This is a genomic window from Mesorhizobium sp. M7A.F.Ca.US.011.01.1.1 (genome assembly GCF_003998295.1).
Taxonomy (GTDB): domain Bacteria; phylum Pseudomonadota; class Alphaproteobacteria; order Rhizobiales; family Rhizobiaceae; genus Mesorhizobium.
Window position 1 is genome coordinate 206300 of the sequence record NZ_RZRT01000001.1, and the last position, 15413, is coordinate 221712.

The following is a 15413-nucleotide window of genomic DNA, read 5'->3' on the forward strand; positions in this document are numbered from 1 at the left end:
GCTCAAGACCAGTCGCCCTCGGGCGTGCCGTTGAAACGCTTCTTCAGATCCGCCCAGCAGTCGATGTAATTGTCCTGCCGGGTTTCGAGTTCGGCGCCGTAGCGGGTCAGCATCTGCGGAAATCGGGTCTCGAACATGAACGCCATGGTGTTGTCGAGCTTGACCGGTTTCAGGTCCGCGCGCGAGGCCTTTTCGAAGCCAGGCGCATCCGGCCCATGGGCCAGCATCAGATTGTGCAGGCTGATGCCGCCGGGCACAAAGCCTTCTTCCTTGGCGTCGTACTGGCCATGGATCAGGCCCATGAACTCGCTCATGATGTTGCGGTGGTACCAGGGCGGCCGGAAGGTATCTTCGGCCACCAGCCAGCGCGGCGGGAAGATGACGAAGTCGATATTGGCCGTGCCCTCCTCGCCGCTCGGTGCGGTCAGCACCGTGAAGATGGACGGGTCGGGATGGTCGAACAGCAGCGCTCCGACCGGCGAAAAGGTCGCCAGATCATATTTGTAGGGCGCGTAGTTGCCGTGCCAGGCAACGACGTCGAGCGGCGAATGACCGATCTCGGTGACATGGAAATTGCCGCACCATTTCACCGTCAGCCGGCAAGGCGTTTCCTTCTCCTCGAACCAGGCACAAGGCGTCTTGAAATCGCGCGGATTGGCCAGGCAATTGGCGCCGATCGGGCCACGGTCGGGCAGCGTCAGCTTGGCACCGTAGTTTTCGCAGACATAGCCGCGCACTTCCTTGTCGACCAGCTCGACCTTGAAGACCAGACCGCGTGGCAGCACGGCGATCTCGCCGGGCCGAAGCTCTATGACGCCCATCTCGGTGACGAAGCGCAAGGCGCCGACCTGCGGCACGACCAGCAACTCGCCGTCGGCATTGAAGAAATGATCGTCCGCCATCGAGCTGTTGGCGACATAGACATGTGCCGCCATGCCGGTTTGCCCGAGCACGTCGCCTGACGTGGTGATGCTGCGCATGCCCTTGATAAAGTCGGTCGGCTCCTTCGGCATCGGCACCGGATTCCAGCGGTATTGGCCAAGCGCCAGTTCATGGTCGCCGACATTGGGCGCGCTCTTCCATAAGGGATAGCTCGCAGGCTTGAAGCGGCCAGTGTGCTTGACGCTCGGCCTGATGCGGTAGAGCCATGAGCGCTCATTGGTGCCGCGCGGGGCGGTGAAGGGCGAGCCCGAAAGCTGCTCCGCGTAGAGGCCGTAGGCCGGCCGCTGCGGGGAGTTGCGTCCTTGCGGCAGCGAACCGGGCAGCGTCTCGGTTTCGAAGTCGTTGCCGAAACCCGGCATGTAGGAAAAGGCCATCGCTTCCTCCCTGATCCAATCAGTGCGTCCTAGCGCGCTCCGATATTGACCAAACTGGTTTCATTTGTAACCATCTAAAATGTAACTATCAATTCTCTGACGCCTAGCCGGTACGGAACCATGGAAATCCTTGAACTGGAAACCTTCCTGCCCTACCGGCTCCACCGGCTTGCCGAGGCCATCAGCCGGGAATTCTCGAGGATATACAAGGAGCGTCACGGCCTCACGCGTCCCGAATGGCGCACGCTGGCCGGGCTCGGACAGCACGGCACGATGACGGCGACGGCGCTGGGCGAGCAGTCGGCCATGCACAAGACAAAGGTTTCGCGCGCTGTCGCCGAGCTCGAACGGCGTCGCTGGCTGACGCGAAAACCGGACGAAAAAGACCGCCGTATCGAACATCTGACGCTGACCGGAACGGGGCTTGCCGCCTATCGCGAGATGGTGCCGCTGGCAAAGGCGTTCGAGCGGGATTTGCTGGCAAGACTAAGTGCTGAAGAGCGCGCGGCGATCACGAGCGGACTGGCTGCATTGGAGACCAGTCTGGTCCCGAGCTAGTCCAAGATCAAGCCAACCACTCTGAACGACAGAGTTCGAGCGAGACTGCGTGGGAGCTCCCACCACAGCCAAAGCATAGCATTGCCTTCGATTTGATCGTGATTTGCGTTGTCAGGCCGCGTATAATGCCCATCACGCCGACGGGAGGACTACGATGAGCATTCGCACATTAAGTGTCCTGGTGATGCTGCTTGTAGGCACCTGCACATTTGCGCAGGCCCAGCAGACAAAGCCGATGTCGATCGAAGTGTTCCCTTTCGAATTGGAGGATAAGAGCGCCGGGGCAGGAATAATTCCCCCGGATGAATATGACAGGCGCTATCTGTCGGAATCGGCACAAGTTGCGAGGGACATGCTCTCCCAGTCTGGGCGTTTTACAGTAATTGATGTGCCGGCGAGGGATACACAGGCTGCTGCGCCGCACGGATTGCGCAACTGCGCTGGTTGTGAAGGCCCTATTGCCAAGGAGCACGGCGCGTCGCTTGCCTTGCTTGGCGTCGTAACGCGCGTCAACCGAACAGAACATACTATGTTCATTCGCATCCTTGACGCCGAAACCGGGAGACATGTTTCGGAGGGGTTTACTGATCTTCGCATGGGTGCGAACTACGCGTGGCCCCGCTCCGTGAAATGGCTGATGAAAAACAGAATCCTGCGGTAGGGCGGCATCTACCAGTCCATCACCACCTTGCCGGAACTGCCGCTGCGCATCGCATCGAAGCCGGCTTGAAAGTCGTCGATGCCGATGCGGTGCGTGATGAGGCCGGAGACATCCAGCGGGCCCTGCACAAGCGCGATCATCTTGTACCAGGTTTCGAACATCTCGCGGCCATAGATGCCCTTGAGATGCAGCATCTTGAAGATGACCTTGTTCCAGTCGATCTCGAAGCCGGTCGGCGCGATGCCCAGAATGGCGATCTTGCCGCCATTGTTCATGGTGTCGATCATATCGCGGAAAGCGGGGGCAGCGCCCGACATTTCGAGGCCGACGTCGAACCCCTCGGTCATGCCGAGCACCGGCATGACGTCGCGCAGCTTTTCCTTCGAGGCGTCGACGACATGCTGGACGCCGAGTTTCTTGGCCAGCGCCAGCCGCACCGGGTTGATGTCGGTGATGACCACTTTGCGCGCGCCGACGCATTGCGCGACGAGCGCGCCCATGATGCCGATCGGCCCCGCGCCGGTGACAAGCACATCCTCGCCGACCAGATCGAAGGACAGTGCCGTGTGGACGGCATTGCCCAGGGGATCGAAGATGGCGGCGATCTCGTCCGGCACATCGTCGGGGATCGGCACGACATTGTGCTGCGGGATTGCCAGATACTCGCCGAAAGCGCCGGGACGGTTGACGCCGACACCGAGCGTGTTGCGGCAGAGATGCCCTCGCCCAGCGCGGCAGTTGCGGCAATGACCGCAAACGATGTGGCCTTCGCCCGACACACGCTGGCCGACCTTGTATTCGGTGACCGCGGTGCCGAAATCGGCAACGGTGCCGACGAATTCGTGACCAGTCACCATCGGAACCGGCACCGTCTTCTGCGCCCACTGGTCCCAATTGTAGATATGCACGTCGGTGCCGCAGATCGCCGTCTTCTTGATCTTGATCAGCACGTCGTTGGGGCCGATTTCCGGCACCGGCACCTCTTCCATCCAGATGCCCGGTTCGGCCTTGGCCTTCACCAGCGCCTTCATCATGTTCGACATGCTTTTGTCCCTTGAATCTCTTGATCCGGAATCGCTTTTCGATTCTGGCCTGTCAGGAAATGACGCCGAGTTCGCGCCCGACGGCGGCAAACGCTTCCACCGCGCGGTCGATATCGGCGCTGGAATGGGCCGCCGACATCTGCGTGCGGATGCGGGCTTGCCCTTTCGGCACCACCGGGAAGGAGAAGCCGATGACATAGATGCCGCGCTTCAGCATGCGCGCCGCCATCTCCTGCGCCAGGCTGGCATCACCCAGCATCACCGGGATGATCGGATGATCGGCTCCGGCCAGCGTGAAGCCGAGTTTGCCCATCTGCGACCGGAAGTGCGCCGCATTGTCGTAGAGTTTGTCGCGCAGCCCATCGCCGTCTTTGATCAGTTCGAACACTTTGATCGAAGCGCCGGCGATCGCCGGCATCAGCGTGTTGGAGAAGAGATAGGGCCGTGAGCGCTGGCGCAGCCAGTCGACCACCTGGCTCTTGCCTGATGTATAACCGCCCGACGCGCCGCCGAGTGCCTTGCCGAGCGTCCCGGTGATGATATCGACCCTGCCCTCGACGCCGCAATGCTCGGCCGAGCCGCGGCCGTTCTGGCCGACGAAGCCGACGGCATGGCTGTCGTCGACCATCACCATGGCGTCGTATTGCTCGGCGAGATCGCAGACACCCCGGAGATTGGCGATGATGCCATCCATCGAAAACACCCCATCGGTGGCGATCAGCCGGAAGCGGCAGTCCTTGGCTTCCTTCAGGCGCGCCTCGAGATCGGCCATGTCGTTGTTGGCGTAGCGGAAGCGTTTGGCCTTCGACAGCCGCACGCCGTCGATGATCGAGGCGTGGTTCAGCGCATCGGAAATGATCGCGTCGTCCTCACCGAGCAACGTCTCGAACAGGCCGCCATTGGCGTCGAAGCAAGAGCCGTAGAGGATGGTGTCTTCCAGGCCGAGGAAGGATGAAATCGTCGCCTCGAGCTGCTTGTGCTCCTCTTGCGTGCCGCAGATGAAGCGCACCGATGCCATGCCGTAGCCATAGCGGTCGAGCGCCTGGCTGGCCGCCGCACGCAAGTCGGCGCTGTCGGCGAGGCCGAGATAGTTGTTGGCACAGAAATTCAGCACCTTGTCGCCGCCGACCTCGATCTCGGCCGACTGCGTCGAAGTGATCACCCGCTCCGACTTGTAGAGGCCTGCCGATTTGAGCCCCGCGAGCTCGCTGTCGATGTGGGAGAGGAATGCTGCGGTCATGGTCGGCCTCGTTTGATGTGGGCTGACTGTCGTCTCGTCCGCGCGAAAAATCCATCGCAAAAACGACCGGACCGGTGGCAAGCAGCACGATGCGGCCCCGGTGTCGATCATCATGCGGCCCAGGAACGACACCACGACAAAGGGTTCTGGCCGATGACCGCTCAAATGCCGGTATGGCGCTAAACGAGCCGATAACCATTTCGCGATCTTTCGACAGCCGCCCCTCGCCGGGCAGCCGTCGATTTCCGGTCCTGTTAACGTTTGCAGTTCAATGGTGCTCATACAAGAATCTTTAGGCAAGAATCCGTAGGCGAGAGGGCCGCCCCCGAAAATGTCGCAGCAGCCGGTGCAAACCGTTTCAGGCAAGCTCATACTGCTGATCAAGGCTGGCTATTGGCTGGCCCTGCTGATCATTGCGGCCATGGTGATAGCTTCCTTCATCCTGCTGCAGCAGATGATGGCCACCCAGCAGCACAACCACACCTTGCTCGACATCGTCAGCACGCAAAAGACGCTGTCGCAGCGCATCGTCTTCCTTGCCAGCGCAACGGGTGCCGGTTCACGCGACAAGCAACCGGCGCTGGTCAGCGCGCTCAAGCAGGCAACGGCGGAGTTCGAGACGAACTACGACCTGCTGCTCGATCAGACGGGAGCCGATCCGCAATCGCCGGCCAAGCTTGACCTGAAGTCGATCGAAAGCGTCCTTTTCGCCAAGCCCTTCCACCTCGACTATTTCTCGGTCGGGCTGATCGCCAATGGCGACCGCCTGATCTCGGCCTATGAATCGCAATTCAGCGGCAATGGCGGTTACAAGGGCGGCGGCGAACGCGTCAATCTCGACGCCTCTGTCGCCAATGCGACCTTGTCGGGCTACGCCGCGCTCGGCCAGCGCATCACTGCCGACGCCGACGACCGCTCCGAGAAGCTGCTCGCTCTCCATCGCACGCTGTTCTACGCCACAATCGGCGTCATCATACTGGTGGCGCTGTTCATCTTCAGGCCGATGTCGAACGCCATCCTGCGCAAGACGCATGAATTGATCGACGCGCGCAATTCCATGGCCTTCATCGCGGTGCATGACGGCCTCACCGGCCTGCACAACCGCACGTTCCTGACCGATCATTTCGACACGCTGATCAAGGGCACGCACCGGCGTCGCGAACGCCTTGCCGTCGTCCAGCTCGATCTCGACCGATTCAAGCAGATCAACGATACGCTCGGCCACGCCGCCGGCGACTATGTGCTGGTCGTCACGGCACAGCGCATGCGCGATTCCTGCCGGGCGTCGGATCTGTGCGTGCGCCTGGGAGGCGACGAGTTCGTCATGATCCTCGGCGGCGCCGGCGGCACCGAAGACATCAATATGCTGGCGCGGCGCATCCTGGCACACATCAACGAGCCGATCGTCTTCCAGGGCACGACCATTCTCCCAGGCGCCAGCGCCGGCATCGCGGTCTATCCGATCGACGCCGACAATGCTGGGGATTTGCTGGTCCACGCCGATCTGGCGCTTTACTCCGCCAAGAAGCTTGGCGGCGGCAATTTCTCCTTCTTCTCCGAGGAGCTGCGCCGCGAACTCGACTATCGCAAGCAGCTCGAGCACGACATCAAGGTCGCCATCGTGGAGCGGGCGTTCCAAGTCTATTTCCAGCCGCAGGTCTCGCTGACCAACGGCACGATCAGCGGCATCGAGGCGCTGGTGCGCTGGAACCATGCGGAGCGCGGCATGATCCCGCCCGGCGAGTTCATTCCGGTCGCCGAGAAATGCGGCTTCATGCCCGAGATCGGCCGCATCGTCATCACCAAGGCGATCAACGAGGCCGCCGAATGGAATCGCGCCGGCATTGCCTTCGGACGGCTTGCCGTCAATGTTTCCGGCACCGAGCTGCGCGAGCACGACTTCGATGCGTTCTTGTTCGAGACGCTGGAAAAGGCCGGGCTGCCGCCGCAGAAACTGTCGCTGGAAATCGTCGAATCCGTCATCCTCGACGACGAAAAGACGGGCATCGCGGCCAAGCTGCGGCACATCCGGGCAGCCGGCGTCCATCTTGAACTCGATGATTTCGGCACCGGCTATGCTTCGCTCAGCCATGTCAACCCGAACGAGATCGACCGGCTGAAGATCGATCGCCGCTTCGTCCAGAACATCCATGAGAATGGCGACAACTCGAAGATCGTCCGCGCCATCACCGAGCTGGCGCGTGGCCTTGGCATCTCGATCGTCGCAGAGGGCGCCGAAACCGAGGCCGAGCTCAATTCGCTGATGGCGATCGGCTGCGACCAGGTGCAGGGCTACTCCATCGCCTTCCCGATGCCGCACGACAAGGCGCTGGAATGGCTGACCGCCCGCATGCCCAAGAAGGCCAAGCTGACGGTGCTGCAAGGAAGCCTGGCATAGGTTTGCCTTTTTGTTTGTGCATGTCGCCCAAAACCGCTGCGCACTTTTGGGCGACATGCACCGGCTCGCCTTGACAAGCCGTTGTGGACATGGCGGCCTTGTCGTGATCGCAACCGGATATCGGGGCTGATGACACCGTTTCGGTTTGTGCTGGCGGCCCTTTTGATTTTTGCGGTTCCCGCCCAAGGGGCCGATCGCATAATCTATCTTACCTTCGACGATGGGCCGCTGAACGGCACAAGCAACATCCTCGATGTGCTGGAAGCCGAGCAGGTTCCTGCAACCCTATTCATGGTCGGCATGCACGCACAGGCTAGCGCCGCCAACAGAGCGCTCGTCCAGCGCGCCAGGCAGCTTCCCCTGGTGACGCTCGGCAACCACAGCTACAGCCATGCCTACAATCACTACCGGCATTTCTACGGCGACACCGAGGGTGTCGTCGCCGACATGGTAAGGGCGAATGCGGTGCTCGGCTTGAAGCCCGTGGTGCATGCAAGACTGCCGGGGCGCGACGTGTTCAGGCTGCCCTCCATGTCGAAGAACGACACTTCGCTTGGCCTCGCCCAGGAGGGGCGTGAAGAGCCCGATTACGAGTTTGTCGCGGCCTCAGGCTTCTATCTCTACGGCTGGGACCATGAATGGGTCCACAAGGACAATGGCGAGCCGGTGCAGAGCGTCGATCATCTGGTCAGCGAGATCGATCACCTGTTCGGCTATGGCCGCTTCGTCAAACCCGGCAAGCTGATCCTGCTGATGCATGACGAGATGTTCCAGAACGCGTTCGACGGCAAGACGAAGCTGACCAACCTGATCACCGCTCTGAAGCTGCGCCATTACACTTTTGGGACAATCCAGGGCTACGACGACTGAGCCGGCAAAGACGGCAAGCTCTTCAGCGGATTGAGCATTGGCACACCAAGTGGCGCGAAATGACGCTCGTTGTCCGTCAGTATCGTTAAACCATGGACCTCGGCTGTGGCAGCGATCGCTATGTCTTCAAATCCAGGCCGGTGCGCCCTCGCCCGATCCAGGATTAGTCCCGCAGCATGCGCGGCGCGCAAATCGAAGGGAAGCACTCTTTCTCCATAAAGGTGCTGAACCGCTTGCCACCAGCCGCGCAGCGAGTTCGCCTTTGTTGTCACACCCTCACGTTCGGCCTTCGCTATTCCAGCGGCAACTTCGGATGCGGTGACAACGGACAGGAACAGATGGTTGCTCGCCTGGTCGAGCCAAGTCGCCAATGCATGCCGATCCGCTTTCTTGGACGGCGCCATTGCCGAGATGATATTGGTATCCAGCAGAAACATCGACCGCGTTACAACGCGACCTTGCGAGCCGGTTTGCGGGAACGAGGCGGAATATCGCCAAGGTCACCAGGGAAGGCCGCCAACAATTGTCCAAAACTTGGCACGCGCGAGAGCCTTTCATAGTCTTCGAAAGACAGAATGACAGCCTGCTTGCGCCCGTGACGAGTGATGACGGCAGGCGTCCCGGCGACGGCTTGATCGACCACCGCTGAAAGTGTTGCCTTGGCATCCTTCAACTGAATCTCGCGCATAGCTTGCTCCAAAATGACTAGAGTGGTCATATAGCAGAGCAACTCGGATCAAACAAGGCCCGTCGATCCCACCAAGATCATCCCACATTCGCCCGCAACACGGCCAGCACCTGCGCGAACTCCGCCAGCCGCTCGTCGGACAGTCCGACCCGCAGCCGCTTGTCAAAAGACAACGCGGCCTTTCGTAACGTCTCGAACATCGCTTCTCCGGCCTCGGTCAATTCTACCAGATGAACTCGGCGGTTGACGGGATCGCGGCGGCGCGTCAGCAGGCCCTGCGCCTCCATCGCGTTGAGATGGTGGGTCAACGTCGCGCCCTGGATGCCGATCATGCCGGCGAGCTCACGCTGATTGGCAAGCTTGCTCGACTTGACCGACAGCAGAGTGAGCCAGACCGGCAGCGTGCCACCGGCCTCGACCAGGGCAGCGTCGAAGGCCTGGGCAACCAGCTTGGCGGTTCGTCCGAGATTCATGCCGACTGGCGGGCGTTCGAAGGGTGTCATTGCAGGACACTAGACGGTGTCATGCACGGATGGAACTGGCGCGACTTATACATTGACATCTAACCATTTGATATCTAATTACCGAGAGATGGCGGGCTAAAGAGGAAATCCGGTCATGCAATATGTCTACATCGTCGTTATCGGCCTTCATGTCATGGCAGGTGTATTCTGGGCGGGTACGACGATCGCGGTCGGCCGTGACCCGGACATCCGGGCGGAACGGTTCTTCCGGCCGCAAATGGGCGCTGCCGGTCTGGTTTTCCTGACCGGCATACTGCTCTGGTATTTCTTTCACGAGGGCGTTTTCGGCTCGATGGAGAAGGTGCTGGCGCTGGGCATCGTGACCGCCCTGATCGCCGCCGGCGTGCAAGGCGCGCTGGTGGGCTCAGCCAGCAGGCAGCTTGCCGGTGCCGATGCGGCAACGGAAAGCCAGTTGCGCGCGAAGATGACAAGAGGCGAGCGCATCGCAGGGGGGCTGCTGGTGCTGACCGTGCTGTGCATGGCCACCGCCAGAATGTTTTGAGCGCCACCACGCAGCACAAGCTCGCAGAATCGTACGTTATCTGGCGACGAGCCAATGACGTGCGGGCGCGCGGTCAGACCGAAGTACACCGGCTCTCGTACGCAGGTCCGGCCGCGCGCCACCGATCCTCGCGATAGCTAATTTCAGATCCGCAAGCCGAACCTGATGCCATCATAGATGGCGGCATGGATGTTGCGCGAGGCGACCGCGTCGCCGATGCGGAACAGCACGAAGCCGCCTTCTGGATTGCGCTTGGGAAAGATGTCGCCACCACTCACCAGCCGTTCGTAGTCGACCGCACCGCCATTCTTCGACAGAGGCTTCAGCGATAGGTAGAGATCGTCGAGCGGCAGCGTACCGTGCTCGACCACCACCTGGTCGACCCTGCGCTCGCCGCGCCAGCCATCGGCGAAATCCGAAGCCAGCTCTGCGATCAGTTGATTGCCCTCGCGCCGCACCGAACGCAGCCGCGTGTTGATGGTGATGGTGACGCCCTTTTCCTGAAAGGCCCTGATATAGGGCACATGGTTCATGCCGCCCATTTCCGGGGCAAAGAAACGCTCCGGCGATACAAGCTCGAGTTTCGAGCCGGCATTGGCGATCAGTTCGGCGGCGCCCATGCCCTGATGGCCGCCATTGTCGTCATAGAGCAGCACATTTTCGGCCGGCTTGACGCTGCCGGCCATGATGTCCCAGCTCGAGGTGACAAGGTTGTCGCCGGCCGTCAGCGGCGGGTTCTGCGGCAGGCCGCCGGTAGCGACCACCACCACATCGGGCGACAGCGCCAGGACATCGTCTTTTTCCGCCCAAGTGTCGTAGCGGATCTCGACGCCGAGCCGGTCGAGTTCAGCCAGCCGCCAGTCGATGATACCGATCAGTTCCTTGCGGCGCGGGTTCTGCGTCGCCAATCGCACCTGGCCGCCGGCCTGGCTCGATGCTTCAAGCACCATCACCTTGTGGCCGCGCTCGGCCGCGACCCGCGCAACCTCCAGCCCGCCGGCGCCGGCTCCGACGACCACGATTTTCTGCTTCGGCCCTTCGGTCTTGACGATGATATGCGGGATTTCGGCCTCGCGGCCGGTCGCGGCATTGTGGACGCAGAGCGCTTCGCCGCCCTCATAGATGCGGTCGAGACAATAGGTGGCGCCCACGCACGGGCGGATCTCATGCTCGCGCCCCTCCATCACCTTTTTGATGATGTGTGGATCGGCGATATGGGCGCGGGTCATGCCGACCATGTCGAGCTTGCCGGTGGCGATGGCGTGGCGTGCGGTGGCGACGTCGGATATGCGCGCCGCATGGAAGGTCGGAAATTTCGTCGCCGCCCTCACCTCTCCGGCGAAATCGAGATGCGGCGAAGAGCGCATGCCGGTTACCGGGATGACCTTGGTCAGCGCCGCATCGCTCTCGATCGAGCCACGAATGATGTTGAGGAAATCGACCTTGCCGGAGCCCGCCAGCCGCCTGGCGATTTCAATCCCCTCCGCCTTCGACAGGCCTTTTTCGAAATCTTCGTCGGCGACCATGCGGATGCCGACGACGAATTTGGCGCCGACGGCTGCCCGCACGGCATCGAGCACCATGTTGGTAAAGCGCAGGCGGTTGTCCAGCGAGCCGCCGAATTCGTCGTCGCGATGGTTGGTGGCCGGCGACCAGAAGCCGTCCATGAGATGGCCGTAGGATTCGAACTCGATGCCGTCGAGGCCGGCGGCCTCGCAGCGCTGGGCGGCCGAAGCATAGTCCGCGACGATGCGCTCGATGTCCCAGTCCTCGATCGTCTTCGGGAATGCGCGATGCGCCGGCTCACGCACCGGCGAGGCCGAGAGCACCGGTAGCCAGTCGGCCTTGTTCCAGCCGGTACGGCGGCCGAGATGGGTGATCTGGATCATCACCTTGCAGTCGTGCTCGTGGCAGGCGTCGGCGAGCTCGGCCAGCCACGGCACGATCCCGTCGTCATAGACATGCAGATTGCCGAAAGCGGCCGGGCTGTCGCGCGAGACGATCGCCGAGCCGGCGGTCATGGTGAGCGCCATGCCGCCCTTGGCCTTCTCGGCATGGTAGAGCCGGTAGCGCTGTTTCGGCATGCCGTCCTCGGAATAGGCCGGCTCATGGCTGGTCGACATGACCCGGTTCTTCAGCGTCAGGTGTTTGAGCTGGTAGGGCTGGAGAAGCGGATCGTTGCTGGTCATCGTCTTCCTGCGGTTTCAAATTGTGCTAATGAGCGGCAAAATTCGTTTTCAAGCATGTCGTCCCGCACGCACTCCGGGCGCATGCGACAAGGATTGCGCCCATGATCGACACCAAAACCCTCACCCAGCTCGGCGCGCACGTCGAGACGCCACAAAGCCCCGAAGCAGCGGTCCTGGAGACCGTACCGTTTTCGCGTGGTGAAGGACCGCCGGCGATCGTGCGCTTCACCTGTCCGGAATTCACCTCGCTGTGCCCCGTCACTGGCCAGCCGGACTTCGCCCATATCGTCATCGACTACGCACCCGATGCGGCTCTGGTGGAATCGAAGTCGCTCAAGCTGTTCATGACCTCGTTTCGCAACCATGGCGCCTTCCATGAAGACTGCACCGTCATGATCGGCCGCCGCATCGTGGCGGCAACCAAGCCGCTGTGGTTGCGCATAGGCGGCTATTGGTATCCACGCGGCGGCATTCCGATCGATGTATTCTGGCAAACCGGCGCTCCGCCCGAAGGCGCTTGGCTGCCCGACACCGGGGTGGCGCCCTATCGCGGGCGGGGTTGAGCTCGCCCATCATTCGCACTGATATTGGCTGAGTGCCCATTCGCCGGTCACCGACAGCAGGTCCGATATCTTCCAGTCGCCGTCGACCCTCTTGAATTTCCATTCCAGCCGGTGCGGGTTGCCCGATATGACGAAGGCGACGATGACCTTGGCCTGGTCGCCGTTGATCGCCTCGAGCGTCTTCAGGCTCTTGTCGATCTCGGCCTTGTCGTAATCGGCATTGTCGAGCGCCATGTTGGGGTCGAGGCACTCGCCCTGCCCGGATTTGCGCAAGGCGTCGCTCTTGTCGAGCACGGTTTTGGCCGGGTCGATGAAATGGCTTCGCTCTGCCGGATCGATCTCCAGCCCGACCTGATCGTAAAACGGCCGCACCACAGCGGTCGGCGAGCCCGGCTGGATCGGTGCGGCGGGCGCGGCTTCGGCTGGCGACCATCCAACCGGCGGCGTTGCCGGTTCCACCCCGGTTCCGGGTGCATTTGCGGGCGGTGCCCCGCTGTCGCCCGGCGCGGCGTCAGCCGGGGCGTTCGCCGGCGGCGCACCCAACAGGCCTTGCGCGGCGGCGCCGCTCAGAGCCGCCAGCAGGCACACACCCGACAGCGCCAGGAACCGGCGATGGGCCATCGCTTCACTCCGGCGTCTGGCCGGCCATGCATTCCAGCGCACTGAGCGTCCAGTCGCTGGTCTTGGAAGCGATGTCCGATATCTTCCACTTGCCGTCGATCTTCTTGAGCGACCAGAGCATTTCACGTTTGGAATCATCGCCCTCGGAGAACAGGCTGAAGGATGCCGTGACCTGTGCGTTGTCGCCATCCAGCTTCTCAGACAGTTTCAGCGTTTTCGAGACGGCTTTCTGATCGAAATCCTGGGCGTCGAGACCAGGATCGAAATCGATGCAGGCGACCTGGTCCGGGTTCTTCTTCGTTGCCTGGTCGTTCAGCTCGAACAGTTTCGTCACCGGTTCGGTGAACCGGTCCCGATATTGTTCGTCGGCCTCGAACTTGACCACCGGGACATAGAAGAACTTCACCGCGTCGGACGCCGGTCCGGCGACGGCGCCGGCCGGCAAGGCTATCGAAAGGGCGGCAACGAGCACTGTCAGTCTCATGCAGAATCTCCGGCTTTTGATGGCTTGAGCCTATCAATACCACGTATCCTGCATATCGGCTTTTTTACGGCTCATGAAGTCCTGCCGCGCCTTGTTTCAGCCGTCCAGCCAGACGTTCTGAAGGTCCATCTCGAATGTCTGGTGGACACCATAGTTCTTCACCTTCTTGTTCTGGTGGCTGTAGAGCTTCTGCCAGAACGGCTGAATAATGACGCCCGAATCCTGCAGGATCTGCTCGACATCCTTCATGACCTCGCGTCGTTTCTCCACGTCGATGAGCGATAGCGCCTGCTTGAGCTTGGCGTCGAAATCGGGGTTGGAATATGCCGATTCATTCCAGGCCTCGCCGGTGCGATAGCCGAGCGCCAGCACCTGGACGCCAAGCGGGCGCATGTACCAGATCGTCATCGAATAGGGATATTTCGTCCAGTCGTTCCAGAAGGTCGAACCCGGCAGCACCGTGCGCTTCACCTTGATTCCGGCATCGCGCAGCTGGCCGGCAATGGCGTCGCCGGTATTCTTCTGCCAATCGTCCTCGATGGTGATCAGCTCATGCTCGAAGTCAGCCTGTCCGGCTTCCGCCATCAGCTTCTTGGCGCCGGCGGCGTCGCGTGTCTTCTTGGGCAGCGGATAGTATTCCGGGTGGATCGAGGCAACGTGGTGGTTCTCGCCAGGGGTGCCTCGCCCGGCATAACCAAGTTGGAGGACCGCATTGTTGTCGACGGCCATTTGCAGGGCGTTGCGCACCCGTTTGTCGTCATAGGGCTTGTGAGTGATGTTGGTGCGGGCAACCAGCGTCGTCGCCGTCGCCACCTCCGATTTCACCAGATCCATCTTGTCGAGAATGTCGATGAAGTCGGCGGGCGACTCGAAATTGAGGTCGATCTCACCGGATTCGAACGCGTTCACGGTGGCGTTGAAATCGGTGCCGTAGTCGATGAACTCGACGCTGTCGAGCGGCGCTTCACCACCCCACCATTTGCCATTCTCACGGCGCTTGACGACCGCCTTCTGGCCGACATCGTAGGAGACCAGTTCGAACGGTCCGGTGCCGATCGGCTTCTTGATCGGATCGGCACCCTCGGCATCGAAGTTGCGATGGACGACGAGTGCCGGATAGTCGGTGAAATTCGGGATCAGTGAAATGTCTGGTTCGCTTAGCTTCAGCTTGACCGTGTTGTCGTCGACCTTGGTGATTGCGCCATCCCTGGCCTTGCCGGTCTTTGCGTCGATCAGCGCGCCGACCCGGGCTGCCATGGAATTGCCGGCGACATTCTTCTCGCACCAACGCGTCAGATTGTGAGCGACGTCATCGGCGTTGAAAGCATCGCCATTGTTCCATGTGATGCCCTTGCGCACATGCAGCACGTATTCGGTGGCGTCGTCATTGATATCCCAGCTTTCGAGCAGGACCGGTTCGAAGGTGAACTGCCTAGTATAGCGGACAAGCGGCTCCAGCCAGCAACGCGAAATGTTCGCCAGCTCAACCCAGTCGTAGGTGCGCGGATCCTTCTGCCCCTTCACCGACATCGAGACGCGCAGCGTTCCGCCTTTCTTCGGCTCTTCGGCCAAGGCCCGATCCGGCACGGCAAGACCGATCATGCCATAGGCAAGCGCCGTCGATGCGCCGAAGGCGCTTGCCAGCGCCAGGAACTCGCGCCGGTCGACACGACCCGCGCGTGCTTCGACCGCCATTGCCTCGATAGCGCTCGGCACGCGATCGCCACTGCTTCTGAAGAATGCCATTTTTTTCCTC

At 61.5% G+C, this 15413-nt stretch carries 16 protein-coding genes; 6 read left to right on the forward strand and 10 right to left on the reverse strand.

Annotated features, from left to right (window positions below; genetic code table 11):
* Window positions 1–2 precede the first annotated feature (2 nt).
* Window positions 3–1316 carry a homogentisate 1,2-dioxygenase gene (gene hmgA, locus EOA13_RS01010; protein ID WP_127288948.1) on the reverse strand — a complete coding sequence of 438 codons (1314 nt, stop codon included), beginning with the start codon at window positions 1314–1316 and terminating at the stop codon, window positions 3–5.
* Window positions 1317–1436: 120 nt separating this feature from the next.
* Here hmgA and EOA13_RS01015 point away from each other — a divergent pair, with 120 nt between their 5' ends.
* Together EOA13_RS01015 and EOA13_RS01020 are read left to right on the forward strand one after the other, a co-directional pair.
* On the forward strand, window positions 1437–1874 hold the full coding sequence (locus tag EOA13_RS01015) for a MarR family transcriptional regulator (RefSeq protein ID WP_127288950.1): 438 nt from the start codon (window positions 1437–1439) through the stop codon (window positions 1872–1874).
* A gap of 154 nt (window positions 1875–2028) precedes the next feature.
* Complete coding sequence (locus EOA13_RS01020; protein ID WP_127288952.1) at window positions 2029–2535, forward strand: DUF2380 domain-containing protein; 507 nt, start codon at window positions 2029–2031, stop codon at window positions 2533–2535.
* 8 nt (window positions 2536–2543) lie between these two features.
* Here EOA13_RS01020 and tdh read toward each other — a convergent pair whose 3' ends face one another.
* Window positions 2544–3578, reverse strand: coding sequence for an L-threonine 3-dehydrogenase (tdh, locus tag EOA13_RS01025; RefSeq protein ID WP_127288954.1), 1035 nt, complete (start codon window positions 3576–3578; stop codon window positions 2544–2546).
* Window positions 3579–3630: 52 nt separating this feature from the next.
* Window positions 3631–4818, reverse strand: a complete 1188-nt coding sequence (locus EOA13_RS01030) for a glycine C-acetyltransferase (protein WP_127288956.1) — start codon at window positions 4816–4818, stop codon at window positions 3631–3633.
* Between the two features lie 331 nt (window positions 4819–5149).
* Between EOA13_RS01030 and EOA13_RS01035 the strand changes: the two genes are divergently transcribed.
* Both EOA13_RS01035 and EOA13_RS01040 read left to right on the forward strand, forming a co-directional pair.
* Window positions 5150–7216, forward strand: coding sequence for an EAL domain-containing protein (locus EOA13_RS01035; protein ID WP_127288958.1), 2067 nt, complete (start codon window positions 5150–5152; stop codon window positions 7214–7216).
* 129 nt (window positions 7217–7345) lie between these two features.
* Window positions 7346–8086, forward strand: coding sequence for a polysaccharide deacetylase family protein (locus EOA13_RS01040; RefSeq protein WP_127288960.1), 741 nt, complete (start codon window positions 7346–7348; stop codon window positions 8084–8086).
* Here the strand turns inward: EOA13_RS01040 and EOA13_RS01045 are convergent.
* The 3 genes from EOA13_RS01045 to EOA13_RS01055 form a co-directional block, all read right to left on the reverse strand.
* Window positions 8074–8523, reverse strand: coding sequence for a type II toxin-antitoxin system VapC family toxin (locus tag EOA13_RS01045; RefSeq protein WP_127288962.1), 450 nt, complete (start codon window positions 8521–8523; stop codon window positions 8074–8076). The two genes, EOA13_RS01040 and EOA13_RS01045, sit on opposite strands and share 13 nt — an antisense overlap.
* An 8-nt stretch (window positions 8524–8531) precedes the next feature.
* Window positions 8532–8774, reverse strand: coding sequence for a type II toxin-antitoxin system Phd/YefM family antitoxin (locus EOA13_RS01050; protein ID WP_023813576.1), 243 nt, complete (start codon window positions 8772–8774; stop codon window positions 8532–8534).
* 77 nt (window positions 8775–8851) lie between these two features.
* Window positions 8852–9277 (reverse strand): MarR family winged helix-turn-helix transcriptional regulator, encoded by a 426-nt coding sequence (locus EOA13_RS01055; RefSeq protein WP_127288964.1) that lies wholly within the window; start codon window positions 9275–9277, stop codon window positions 8852–8854.
* A gap of 115 nt (window positions 9278–9392) precedes the next feature.
* On the opposite strand from EOA13_RS01055, the gene EOA13_RS01060 reads away from it, so the two are divergent.
* Window positions 9393–9800 carry a hypothetical protein gene (locus EOA13_RS01060; RefSeq protein WP_127258021.1) on the forward strand — a complete coding sequence of 136 codons (408 nt, stop codon included), beginning with the start codon at window positions 9393–9395 and terminating at the stop codon, window positions 9798–9800.
* A gap of 143 nt (window positions 9801–9943) precedes the next feature.
* On the opposite strand, the gene EOA13_RS01065 is transcribed toward EOA13_RS01060, so the two are convergent.
* Window positions 9944–11989: an NADH:flavin oxidoreductase gene (locus tag EOA13_RS01065; RefSeq protein ID WP_127288966.1), complete on the reverse strand. Its 2046-nt coding sequence runs from the start codon at window positions 11987–11989 to the stop codon at window positions 9944–9946.
* Between the two features lie 101 nt (window positions 11990–12090).
* On the opposite strand from EOA13_RS01065, the gene queF reads away from it, so the two are divergent.
* On the forward strand, window positions 12091–12552 hold the full coding sequence (gene queF, locus EOA13_RS01070) for a preQ(1) synthase (protein WP_127288968.1): 462 nt from the start codon (window positions 12091–12093) through the stop codon (window positions 12550–12552).
* Window positions 12553–12561: 9 nt separating this feature from the next.
* Here queF and EOA13_RS01075 read toward each other — a convergent pair whose 3' ends face one another.
* The 3 genes from EOA13_RS01075 to EOA13_RS01085 all read right to left on the reverse strand — a co-directional run bounded on the left by EOA13_RS01075 (window position 12562) and on the right by EOA13_RS01085 (window position 15403).
* Window positions 12562–13173, reverse strand: coding sequence for a hypothetical protein (locus EOA13_RS01075; protein ID WP_127288970.1), 612 nt, complete (start codon window positions 13171–13173; stop codon window positions 12562–12564).
* A gap of 4 nt (window positions 13174–13177) precedes the next feature.
* A complete protein-coding gene (locus EOA13_RS01080) occupies window positions 13178–13657 on the reverse strand; it encodes a DUF3828 domain-containing protein (protein ID WP_127288972.1) in 480 nt (159 codons plus the stop codon).
* Window positions 13658–13753: 96 nt separating this feature from the next.
* The gene (locus tag EOA13_RS01085; protein ID WP_127288974.1) at window positions 13754–15403 is read right to left on the reverse strand and encodes an ABC transporter substrate-binding protein; all 1650 of its coding nucleotides are present in this window, start codon (window positions 15401–15403) and stop codon (window positions 13754–13756) included.
* Window positions 15404–15413 lie beyond the last annotated feature (10 nt).